Genomic DNA, 12592 nt, shown 5'->3' with positions numbered 1-12592 from the left:
TTCTTAGGACGGTAGTTGAATCATGAATAAAATTATTTAGTTTTCTTGTTGACAAACGTACTAAATAGTTTTATTATTTATTTTGTTAGTTATGCGTGATTGAAACTAAATAAAAATAAGGAGTCTTTACAATGCATGAAAACAATATTATTACTCACTTAACTCATTTAACACACCAACCCTTCTTAGTTTTTGCAGGTCAGATGGAAAATAAAGAGGACAATATATTTGAGGCGATGCGTTTATTAGCGGAGGAAGAACAAGTGACGGCTGGGCGTATTTCAGAATATCTGGATATTAAACCATCAAGTGTCACACAGATTATAAAAAAACTAGAAGAAACGGGTGCTGTCGAAAAAGTAAAATCAGCAGAGGATGGGCGAGTGACATTTATTCGATTAACTGAAAAAGGCCAAAAGGGACTTGACGAAAAAGGCTCTATTTCAAGCGAACTAAGAAGAGAAATGTTTAAAGGGTTTAGTGCGGAAGAGTTAAAGGCGTTTGATGCATATACGGCGCGTTTATTGGAAAATATTTCCAACGAAGCATTTTATGACAAGTTAAATGAAATTTTTGGTGATGATCGACGTTGGCGACAATTTGATAAGATGTCTGCACGTTTTTCACGTGGCAGAGAACAGATGATGCGCCATGGTCAGTTTGGCGGCTTTGATGGCTTTCAAAGAGATGCTTTTTTTAGAGGGAGAGGACGTAGATAATGATGCACGAAAGAGAAACTTCACAAGAAACCAATCGTAAATTTTCAATGAAAGAATTTATGCAGTTGATTCGGACGACTAAGCCGAAATATTCACTGTTGATTTTGGGGATTGTCTTATTAGCCCTTTCATCAGCGGTGCAGGTCTATGTTCCTCAACTCGCTTCCTCGCTGGTAAATAATTTTTCGAAGGGAATCGATTATTCTTTATTGATTAAAGTTGTGGGCATGTTTGTTGGCTCAGCCTTGGTTTCAGCTTTGGGTGGGACCGTTCTAGGTATTTTTGGTGAAAATGTCATCCAGAATCTACGTAAAAATTTATGGGAAAAGCTGACGACTTTAAAGGTTCGTTATTTTGATACAGTTAAAGCTGGAGAAACCTCGAGTCGTTTAGTGAATGATACGTCACAAGTCAAACAGCTACTGGCGGCAACTTTCCCTCAAACTTTATCCAGTGCTATTTTGGTAGTTGGTTCAGTTTATATGATGTTCCGAATGGATTGGCAAATGAGTTTGATTATGGTTATTGCGGTTCCAGTGGTGATGTTATTTATGATGCCAGTCTTTACTTTTGGAACAAAAATCGGCCATATGCGCCAAGACGCTTTGGCAAAATTTAATGGAATTGCAAGTGAGACGTTAAGCGAGATTCGTCTGGTCAAAACTTCTAACGCGGAGAAACAAGCCCAAAACAAGGCTATCAGTGAAGTAGATAACTTGTTTAAAGTAGGGAAAAAAGAAGCCGTGTTTGATGCGGTGATGCAACCGTTAATGATGATGGTCATGATGAGTATGATTTTTGGTGTACTGGCTTATGGCATGCATCGAATTGCTGTAGGAACAATGGCTATCGGAACATTGATGAGTTTTTTGATGTATTTATTTAATTTGATTGGTTCGATTCCAAGTATTGCTACCCTGTTTACTGAGATGGCCAAAGCAGCAGGTTCGACTAAGCGTGTCCAAGAATTGTTAAACGAAGAGTCAGAAGATTTAATAAGTGGAGAAAAAGTTGATTTGTCAGGAAAAAAATTACAGGTAGAGCATCTTGATTTCTCTTATGAAGAAGGGGAACCGATTTTATCTGATATCTCATTTGAAGCGAAGCCTAATCAGATTATTGCGTTTGCTGGACCTTCTGGTGGTGGGAAGTCGACAATTTTTAGTTTACTTGAACGTTTTTATGCACCTAAAAATGGCAAGATTTCATTTGATGGCACGGATGTATCTGATATTAATTTAGCGGATTATCGTTCGCAAATTGGTTACGTCTCTCAAGATAGTGCGATTATGGCGGGCACAATTCGCGAAAATTTAACATATGGTTTGGGAAAATCATATAGTGATGATGAATTGTGGCAGGTTTTAGAGTTAGCTTATGCTCGAGTATTTGTTGAAGCAATGCCAGAAGGATTGTCTACAGAGGTTGGTGAGCGTGGTGTCAAAATTTCTGGTGGACAACGTCAGCGGATTGCGATTGCTCGTGCCTTTTTGAGAAATCCTAAAATTTTGATGTTGGATGAAGCAACAGCTAGCTTGGATAGCGAATCAGAAATGATGGTTCAAAAAGCCTTGACCAATTTGATGAAGGGGCGGACGACATTAGTTATTGCCCACCGTTTAGCGACGATTGTAGATAGTGACAAAATTTATTTCATTGAAAAAGGGCAGGTAACTGGAAGTGGCTCACATTCAGAATTGGTAGAGACCCATCAAACCTATGCCAAATATGTGAGTGAACAGTTCATTCAAGGAGAGAGTCAAGAAAAGCCTGAAGAATTGAGTATTTAAGAAGTAGTGTGCTGAAAATCATTTTAAGAAAGTTAGAAATAAAGCAGCCAAGAATAAAGACCAGGGAAGATGTCTTATTCTTGGCTGTTTCTTTTAGGGCTCTATAATATTTGGTGTTGTTACTCAAAAAATGAGTAGGAACTCCAAATTTTTTTATAACAAAAAGCATTTGGTTCCTCTATAATTAAGTCGCCTAAACAAAATATAGAAGGAGAAACCAAATGCCTATAACTAAGATTAACAGAAAAAAACAGGAAAAGACAAGTGAATTGATAAAAAAATTATTAAATATAAAAGATCCAAACCTTTACTTTGTAGAGGACCCCTTATCTAAAGAAACGATCTCCGGCAAGCTATCCAACGTCTTTACCGGTGTACTTACTTATACACCTTCTTGTTGCCCTGCTTGCGGCTCTGTCAATGAAGGACACTGTATTATTCGTCATGCGTATTATGAGAGTCTTATTCAGCTCATTCCGTATCAAGAGGTTCCTACCTACTTACGGTTATTTAAGCAGCGCTTCCGTTGTAAACAATGTACCGCCACTTTTTCTGCCCAGACGACCTATGTTCAGGAAAATTGTTACATTTCGAACCCATTGAAATTCGCTATTGCCATTGATTTGAAGCGGAAAATTTCAATGAAAGATATTGGCGAACGCTATTTTGTCTCTTTTAAAACGGTTGAACGAGTTCTAGACTCTTTTCATAGAGAACCCCGTTTTAACCCTCATTACTTGCCAGCTCATTTATTGATTGACGAGTTTAAAGGAACGAAAGATTGTGAAGGAGCCATGTGTTTTATTGTCAGTGACGCAGATACAGGACAAATTTTTGACATTTTAAGCGACCGAAGAAACTTCAAGCTACGTGCGTATTTTCAGCGTTTTACGCTAAAGGCACGAAAGAAAGTCACCCATATTGTCATGGACATGAATGCTTCTTATAGTAGCTTTGTAAAAGATGTATTTCCTTACGCCAAAATTTCGATTGATCGATTTCATGTGATTCAACAACTGAGTAGAGCTTTTAATAAACAACGAATTCAAACAATGAATCAACTAAAAAAAAGTGATGCCCTTGCCCAAAAGGACTATCGCAAGTTAAAAAAATATTGGCGGACTCTTTTAAAGAAACATAAAAATATCAACTACAGTGCGCTCAAGCAGTTTCCCCTCTTTCAAAAGAGATATGTAACAGAATCAGAGGTTTTGGACCATCTCCTAACCGTGGATTCTGACCTCAGAGAAAGCTATGAAATTTATCAAGAACTCTTAGAAACCTTTGAAACTAAGGATTATGAGGGCTTCTTTACTTGTATCGACCAACTTCCTGCGCAATTGAATAAAGGATTCAAGAAAGCCATTCTATACCTGCGAAAGCATCGAAAAGCCATTTGTAATGCCTTGATGTACAGCTATTCTAACGGGAAACTAGAAGGAAAAAACAACCTAATCAAAGTAATCAAACGTATTGCCTTTGGATTCCGAACATTTCGCCATCTACGCCTGCGGATTCTAGTCCAACAAGGTCTCTGTGAACTCATTTAAAAAACAAAAAGAGAACACCAAAAGTGTTCTCAATTCTGTGACTTATTTTTAAAACAACACCATTTGACAAAGTGCCTCTTTTAGTTACTTAAGCTGAAAGGAAATTGTTCTGCTTGGTACTTTCTTGGGCGGGGAACTGTTCCCAAGTGGTAATCAATGGTTCCACCACGTTGCAAATCTTCGTGAGTAAAGAAAAGGGCTTCGTGGATTTGATTATTCCGTTTTACTTGATTGATAAATTGTTGCTGTGGATAATTTGGACCAGCAGACAAAGTTAGGTCTGCTCCATTTGATAAATGAAGTGTTACTTTATCAAATAATGGCATTCCCAAAACATATTCGCCAGAACCTGGACAGACAGGATAAAAGCCCATCGAGTTGAAAACATACCAAGCGGCGGTACTCCCATTGTCCTCATCTCCTGGATAACCAGTTGTGGAGGCATTAAACTCTTGTGTCATTAGTTGTTTTAATAACGGCTGAGCCATCTCTGGTTTGCCAATATAACTAAATAAGAATGGGTAGTGGAAGCTTGGCTGATTAGAAATCGCTAGTTGACCAAATTCGGTCGCAGCCATCTCGCTCATCTCATGAATTTCAAAACCATACCCGTCAACATTGTAGCGAGGGGCTTGATTACATAGGTCAATCAGTTTTTCTTCAAAGACCGCGTCACCACCAAAGGATTGAATCAAGCCTTTAAAATCATGATAGACGGCGAAGCTACTTTGCCAAGCGCTACCTTCTGCGTAATCTTTTCCCCAACGAATATCAAGGAATTCTTCTCTAAACTTGCCTTCTTTATCTTTTGCACGCATAAACCCAACTGTCGGATCAAATAAATTTTTGTAATTTGTCGCTTGTTTTTGATAGAATTCTTTTTCTGAGTCAGCCGTTTTTGCAGCAACTTGAGAAATACAAAAATCGCTGTAGCAGTAATCCAAGGTGTGGTTAACCGATTCATGGTAATCAAGCGGAACATACCCATATTTTAAATAGTCATAGGTTCCCTGACGACCATAATTAGGATTCTCGCTTTGAATAGTCGCGGCTTTTTTCATGGCCTCTAGGAATTCTGGCATCAAGTCTGGCCGAATATTTTTAACTGCTGCATCAGCAATTACGGCATCAATCAGTGTACCTGGCATCAACCCACGTTCATCTGGAGAAAGCCATTTTGGCAAGAAGCCAGTTTCTTTATAACTAGTCAAAAAGCCTTCTAACATCTCACCATATTCTTCTTTGGCAATCAATGAATACAATGGATAAACGGTTTTATATGTATCCCAAAAACCATTATTTGTATAAAGAACCCCTGGACGCACTGTTTTAGCAATCGTATCGTAATGGATCTTTTGCCCAACACCATCTAATTCATAAAAGGTTTGGGGGAATAAGAAGGTCCGATATAAATTATGATAAAAGGTGGCAACTTGTGATTCATCATGATGCTCAACCTCAATTTTGTTTAAATAAGAAGCCCATTTTTGTTGACTGTTTTCTAAATAGTCTGCGAGAGTTTGATTTTCTTCTCGTTTTAGATTTAGATCCGCTTGCTCCGGACTGATAAATGAGGTCCCGATTTGGACGGTTTGTTTGGCAATGTCTCCAAAGTGGATGAGGACGATGCCTTCTTTATTCTTTGTGTCAGTTAACGAGTGAATAGGTGCAGCAAATTTTAGGGTGAAGTAGAATTTGAAATCTGGATCTTCACAACCGGAAAAATTAATTACATAACCACGAATGGTTGACTCATCAACTTGGCTGACTTGATAGTTTTCGCCTAAAGAAAGTAAAAGAGCAGCCTCAGAATCACGATAGTCTATTTCTAAGATTCCCCCATACATACTTGGAACCATGGTTGAGGTAATCTGATAACGCAGTTCAGTTATTTTTAAGTGGCTCGGCGAAAACGTACTTTCTTCGGGACGATAAGAGCTTTGTGCCTGAAATAAAGCAGGCTCTGACAAATGACCACTAAAAGGGAGTAGCAGTAGATGACTGTAGTCACCCATCCAAGGGCTAGGTTGGTGCGTGATACGATATCCTTGAAACGTTCGGTCTTTTGGATGGAACCACCAGCTTCCTTTATCACTTGTTGTCTGTGGCGCAAAATAATTCATGCCAAAGGGAACCCCAGTGTAAGGTAAACAGTTCCCGTTAGAAAAGCTGTGTTGGTTTTCGGTGCCATGTCTTGTATCAATGTGCGCTAAGTTCATTTCAAATCTCCTTTGTCGATTGACGTTTTATATAGCGAATCGGAACTTTTTGGTCAGCAGGGCAAATATCCGATTCAAGCCATTCTAATAAAAGTGTACCAGCGATTTCCCCCAATTTTTTGAAATCCTGAGCAATAGTTGTTAAAGGGGGATCTACTAAAGCTGCTGCTTGAATATCATCAAAACCGATGACAGAGAAGGCATCGGGGACGGACTTTCCTGCTTGACGTAAGACACGCATCGCTTGAATGGCAACGAGGTCATTTTCGCAGACGAGCCCAGTAATTTCATGAGTTTCTAAATAAGCTGATAAGTTTGAGTCAAGGAATAGAATTTCATCTAATTGCGTATGAAAAGGCAAGTTAGCTTTGGTTAATCCATCTATATAGCCAAGATAACGTTGGCGAACAGATTGTGGATGGCGGCCTCCGCCAAAGAGATAAGCAATCCGTGTATGGCCTTCATTGATTAGGCTGTTTGTTGCAAGGCTACCTCCTTCAAAGTTATCAGAAAGAACAGTTGGAAACGGCAAGTCGTAGATTTTTTTATCCAAGACAACGACCGGGAATTGAAGAATGGACAATTCAAATAAAATATCCAAATGTTGTTCTGTGTCGTGTGCATAGTAAACCATTCCATCGAATTCAGCAACGACTTCTTTGGCACTTCGTCCCGTTAAAAAGGTCAGACTAGCCATCATAACCTCAATATTTTTTTCCGCCATGATAGGATTTAATCCTTCTGTAAAGTTACCAACAGATAAATCATTCACAAAAGGTAATAAAAATAGAATTCTTGAAGCCTTTTTTTTTGCTACGTTTGTAGGCCTTTTAACAAAGCTGCCACGACCTTGTATTCGGTAAATTAAATCGGCTTGCTCTAATTCTGTGAGTGCGCGTTTGGATGTAATTCGACTCACACTGTATGCTTCTGAGAGTTCTTTTTCTGTAGGGAGTTGACTGTCGATTGCAAGTTCACCTGTTTGGATGGCTTTTTGCAAATCGGTCATGATTTTTTTATATAAAGGCTGACTCAAAGTATTCACCTCATTTTTATTGGTATATCATATTTTTATAGTATCATAAAAAAATAAAAAGTAAATGGAAATGAAAAAAGAAAGAAAGCGTGGACAATTCGCCAAAGTTAGATTATACTGTGTTTTGTAAATGATATATCAAATTAAGGTGGAGATAGAAAAATGGCATATAAAGAAATACCAACGTCAGTCAAAGAGTTTATGGAAGAGATTACGCAACGTTGCGGAGCAGAACACGCAGATTGGGCAGAAAACTTTAATGCAGCTTTTGCAAATACGTTGTTAACAACGGTAAAACGTCATGAAGATGGTACAACTTTCCTATTAACAGGAGACATTCCAGCGATGTGGTTACGTGATTCAACAGCGCAGGTTCGTCCTTATTTGGTCGTGGCAAAAGAAGATGAAGATTTAGCAGCGATGATTAGTGGGCTAGTAAAAAAACAATTTTACTATATCAATATCGATCCTTATGCAAATGCCTTTAATGAAGAGGCCAATGGAGCAGGACACCAAAGTGACGATACGCAGATGAACGATTGGATTTGGGAACGCAAATATGAGATTGATTCTCTTTGCTATCCAGTACAATTAGCTTATTTGCTTTATAAAAATACTGGTAGAACAGATCAATTTAATCAAGATTTTATTGAGGGCGTGAAGAAGATTCTAGCACTCTTCAAAGTGGAACAAGATCATACTCAATCCCCGTACAATTTTGAGCGTGATACATGGCGTAAAGAAGATACCTTAATTAATAAAGGACGTGGAGCAGAGGTTGTTCCAACTGGCATGACTTGGTCTGGTTTTCGTCCAAGTGATGATGCTTGTGCGTATGGATATTTGGTTCCATCAAATATGTTTGCGACAGTTATTTTAGGCTATATTGAAGAAATTTTCCGAAGTGTTTTAACAGATAGTGAAATAGTTGGAGCAGCAAAAGTTTTACGTGAAGAAATCGAAAAAGGCATCCAAACATACGGCCGCACAACAAACCAAGCAGGTGAAGATATTTTTGCCTATGAAGTGGATGGAAAAGGGCATGCGACAGTGATGGATGACAGTAATGTACCAAACCTGATTTCAGCACCTTATCTTGGATATGGAACCACACAGGATGAACGCTATTTACGTACTAGAAAAACATTATTAAGTTCAGAAAATCCTTATTTCTACGAAGGGAAATTTGCGAAAGGAATCGGTAGTTCACATACGCCAGAAAATTATGTTTGGCCGATTGCGCTTGCGATGGAAGGGATGACAACAGAAGATAAATCTGAGAAGAAACGTATTTTAGATTTATTAGTTGCCAATGATGCAGGGACACATTTGATGCACGAAGGGTTTGACGTGAATGACCCAAATCAATATACAAGAGAATGGTTCTCATGGGCCAATATGATGTTCTGTGAATTAGTTATGGATTATTTCGACATTCGAGTGGAAAAGTAGAGGAGAATAGAAATGAAGAAAAAAGTTTACGTTGTATCTCATAGTCACTGGGATCGTGAATGGTATTTACCCTATGAACAACATCATATGCGTTTAATCGAATTAATGGATGATTTACTTGAATTATTTAAGACAGATCCGAATTTTAATAGCTTCCATTTAGATGGACAAACAATCATTTTAGATGATTACTTGCAAGTTCGTCCAGAACGTCGCGCAGAAGTTCAACAAGCGATTGACGAGGGCAAATTAAGAATTGGGCCTTTCTACATTTTACAAGATGACTTTTTAATCAGTTCTGAATCAAACGTTCGTAACATGCTGATTGGTATGGAAGACAGTAAAAAATGGGGCACGCCTGTGATGTTAGGCTACTTCCCAGATACATTTGGAAATATGGGCCAAACGCCACAAATGATGAAAAAAGCTGGGTTAGAGACAGCAGCATTCGGTCGTGGCGTGAAACCAATTGGCTTTGATAATGAAGTTTTGGATGCAGAAAGTTATACTTCTCAATATTCTGAAATGTGGTGGCAAGGACCTGATAAGAGTGAAATCTTTGGGCTGCTATTTGCCAATTGGTACAGTAATGGCAATGAAATTCCTGCTGAAAAAGAAGCCGCAATCAAATTCTGGAATCAAAAACTAGCAGATGTTGAAAAATTTGGTTCAACCAATCACTATTTAATGATGAATGGGGTCGATCATCAACCTGTTCAAAAAGATGTTACAAAAGCAATTGCGCTAGCGAATGAATTATTCCCTGAGTATGAATTTATTCATTCCAACTTTACAGATTATATTAGAGCTGTCAAAAATGATGTGCCAAAAGACTTAGGAACCGTTCATGGCGAATTGACGAGTCAAGAAACAGATGGTTGGTTTACGTTAGCCAATACGGCTTCTGCGCGTGTTTATTTGAAACAATGGAATACAAAAGTGCAACGTCAACTAGAAAATATTGCAGAGCCGCTTGCAAGCATGGCTTATGAAATTAGTGGCAAATATCCACATGATGAATTGACTTATGCTTGGAAAACTTTGATGCAAAACCATCCTCATGACAGTATTTGTGGCTGTTCTGTTGATGAAGTGCATCGAGAAATGATGCCACGATTCGAAAAATCTTATGAAGCCGGTAAGTATGTTGAAGAAGAAGCTTTGCGTATTTTAGGAGAAGCGGTTGATACAACAGAATTCCCTGAAACAAGCTATCCATTCATGGTCTTTAACACAACAGGCTATCGTAAAACAGAAGTGGTTTCTATTGAAGTTGAGTTAGAAAGAAAAACGTTTAGCGAAGGGTATCCAAGTAAATTATGGGCAGAACTTTCAGATCAACCAGCAAAAGCGTATAAAGTGATTGATAAAGCGGGTAATGAAATTCCTGCGCATATTTCTGAAGAAGCGGTTCGTTTTGACTATGATTTACCAAAAGATCGTTTCCGTATTCCTTACATGGAAAAATATATTACAGTGCAATTGCGTATGGAGGACATGGCGGCCTTTTCTTGGGAGACATTTGCTATTGTTGAAGGAGAAGCAAAACCAGTTACTGAAGCCCTTGCTACTGCAGATGGCCGTGTAATTGAAAATGCAGAAATTAAGGTGACGATTGCTGAGAATGGTTCAATCACTTTATTAGATAAAACAACTGGAAAAGAAGTTTCTGATTTGTTGGTATTTGAAGATGTCGGTGATATTGCCAATGAATATATCTTTAAACAACCAAAAGGCGACACAGCCATTTTATCTTCAAGTGAAAAAGCGACTTGTTCAGTGGTTAAAAACACAGCCGACCAAGCAGTCATTAAACTTGTACAAACGTTAATGATTCCTGTAAGCGCCGATGCATTGTTAACGCAAGAACAGCAAGCCGTAGTGGATTTCCGTTCTCGTAATGCGGGGCGTTCAAAAGAGCTAGCACCGTTTGTTATTGAGACATTGGTTACAGTAACTAAAGGCAGCAAACGAGTAGATTTTGAGACAAAGGTTAACAATCAAATGAAAGATCATCGTTTGCGCGTGTTATTCCCAACGGATATCGTATCTGAAACACATGAAGCAGATAGTATTTATGAAGTCGTTACTCGTCCAAATAAAGTTTCCACAAGCTGGGAAAATCCAACGAATCCACAACACCAACATGCGTTTGCTAACTTACATGATGCAAACTGGGGAATGACGGTCTCTAACTTTGGTTTAAACGAATACGAGATTGTTGATGGGCAAACGATTGCCGTTACTTTATTGCGTGCGGTAGGAGAATTAGGCGATTGGGGCTATTTCCCAACACCAGAAGCACAATGTTTAGGCGAGTTTACTTTCCACTATGGTGTTGAGCTTCATGGTGCACCAGAAACACGTTATAAAACGTATTTTGAAGCCTACAGCGCACAAGTTCCAGCGGTCACATTGCAAGTGAAATCACAATCGGGTACACTTAATAATGCAAATGAATATTTGGCGATTGAGGGCGCAACATTTGGCACAACCGCAGTCAAACGAAACAAAGAAACAAATGAACTGATCGTTCGAGGGTTCAATTTATCAGATAAAAAAGAACCCTTTGTAATAGAAAAGAATGCGAAAATGCCAACGCAGCTTCTGAATTTGTTAGAGGAAGCGACAGATGAACCCGTTGTAGAAACAATCGATCCTTATGAAATTCGCACAATGAAGTTTTAGAAAGAAGGAAAGTTGATATGTTATACGGAGGAATTGAGGCAGGCGGAACAAAGTTTGTTTGTGCCGTAGCTGATGAGAACCAAACGATTCTTGAACAAGTGAGTATTCCAACAACTCAACCAGAAGAAACGCTAGAAAAAGTTTTCCAGTTTTTTGATCAGTTTTCAATAGCTGCGATGGGCGTGGGCTCATTTGGACCAATCGATATTCAGACACAATCTGAGACATACGGTTACGTGTTAGCAACTCCTAAAAAAGGCTGGGCAAACTATCCCTTTTTACCTGCCTTAAAAGAACGCTATAACATTCCGATGGCCTGGACGACAGATGTTAATGCGGCGGCCTATGGTGAATTAAAAATGGGCGCGGCAAAAGGAAAATCAAGCTGTATCTATTTAACTGTTGGAACGGGAATCGGAGCTGGCGTAGTTATTGATGGACAGGTTTATCAAGGAATTGCCCACCCAGAGATGGGACATATTCGTGTGAAACGTAATCCAGAAGATAGTTATGAAGGCACGTGTCCTTACCACAAAGATTGTTTAGAAGGTTTGGCAGCAGGTCCTTCGTTAGAACAGAGAACGGGAATCAAAGGGCAAGACCTTTCAGAAGATGATCCAATTTGGGAGATGGAAGCTGATTATATCGCACAAGCATTGATGACGTATACGCTAACCTTAGCTCCTGAAAAAATCATTCTAGGTGGCGGTGTGATGAATCAACAGCATCTTGTTAAAAAAATCCGCCAAGCCTTTGAAAGAGAAATGGCCGGTTATGTTGTGACACCACCATTAGATGACTATATCGTTTCATGGGGCTTACCAAACAAAAGTGGGATCTTAGGATGTACACTTTTGGCGGAAAGTTTAGTGAAATAAAAAAGAAGAAGCAAGGCTGGGACATATCATAACTTTATAAGTTAGGTCCCAGCCTCTTTTTATCCGAATAAACGGTGGATACAGAAGCAACTCCATCTGCACTCCGCCCCATCAATTTCTAAAGGTGGAACACCTTTAGAATTGATGGACTGCGTTCCGCTCTCAACAACTTCTACGCATGAGACATGCTAGAGTTGAAAATTGATGTTGCACAGTATCTATCCGGGGCTTTAAAACACTTCCGTTCCAACCTCTGTCTC

Annotated in this window: 8 protein-coding genes; 6 read left to right on the top strand and 2 right to left on the bottom strand. The window is 39.0% G+C overall.

Going from position 1 to position 12592, the window contains the following annotated elements; all coding sequences use genetic code 11:
* Positions 1–131 precede the first annotated feature (131 nt).
* The 3 genes from IGI37_RS17695 (at position 132) to IGI37_RS17685 (ending at position 4059) form a co-directional block, all read left to right on the top strand.
* Positions 132–719 carry a MarR family winged helix-turn-helix transcriptional regulator gene (locus tag IGI37_RS17695; RefSeq protein ID WP_438763404.1) on the top strand — a complete coding sequence of 196 codons (588 nt, stop codon included), beginning with the start codon at positions 132–134 and terminating at the stop codon, positions 717–719.
* Entirely contained in the window at positions 719–2509 is a 1791-nt protein-coding gene (locus IGI37_RS17690; protein WP_438763403.1) for an ABC transporter ATP-binding protein, read from the top strand. The genes IGI37_RS17695 and IGI37_RS17690 overlap by 1 nt, the downstream gene beginning before the upstream one ends.
* Positions 2510–2730: 221 nt before the next feature.
* A complete protein-coding gene (locus IGI37_RS17685; protein ID WP_438759476.1) occupies positions 2731–4059 on the top strand; it encodes an ISL3 family transposase in 1329 nt (442 codons plus the stop codon).
* Between the two features lie 80 nt (positions 4060–4139).
* On the opposite strand, the gene IGI37_RS17680 is transcribed toward IGI37_RS17685, so the two are convergent.
* Positions 4140–6278, bottom strand: coding sequence for a GH92 family glycosyl hydrolase (locus IGI37_RS17680; RefSeq protein WP_438763402.1), 2139 nt, complete (start codon positions 6276–6278; stop codon positions 4140–4142).
* 1 nt (position 6279) lies between these two features.
* Positions 6280–7314 (bottom strand): GntR family transcriptional regulator, encoded by a 1035-nt coding sequence (locus IGI37_RS17675; RefSeq protein ID WP_438763401.1) that lies wholly within the window; start codon positions 7312–7314, stop codon positions 6280–6282.
* A 162-nt stretch (positions 7315–7476) separates the two neighbouring features.
* Between IGI37_RS17675 and IGI37_RS17670 the strand changes: the two genes are divergently transcribed.
* The 3 genes from IGI37_RS17670 to IGI37_RS17660 are packed head-to-tail and all read left to right on the top strand — an operon-like array spanning position 7477 to position 12332.
* On the top strand, positions 7477–8766 hold the full coding sequence (locus IGI37_RS17670; protein ID WP_438763400.1) for a glycoside hydrolase family 125 protein: 1290 nt from the start codon (positions 7477–7479) through the stop codon (positions 8764–8766).
* Between the two features lie 12 nt (positions 8767–8778).
* Entirely contained in the window at positions 8779–11454 is a 2676-nt protein-coding gene (locus IGI37_RS17665) for an alpha-mannosidase (RefSeq protein ID WP_438763399.1), read from the top strand.
* A gap of 17 nt (positions 11455–11471) precedes the next feature.
* The gene (locus IGI37_RS17660; protein WP_438763398.1) at positions 11472–12332 is read left to right on the top strand and encodes an ROK family protein; all 861 of its coding nucleotides are present in this window, start codon (positions 11472–11474) and stop codon (positions 12330–12332) included.
* Positions 12333–12592 lie beyond the last annotated feature (260 nt).

It is taken from the genome of Enterococcus sp. AZ194, assembly GCF_051713825.1.
In the GTDB taxonomy this organism is placed as follows: Bacteria; Bacillota; Bacilli; order Lactobacillales; family Enterococcaceae; genus Enterococcus_K.
The sequence above is the reverse complement of the archived record's forward strand: the minus strand, read 5'-3'. Positions and strand labels throughout refer to the sequence as shown.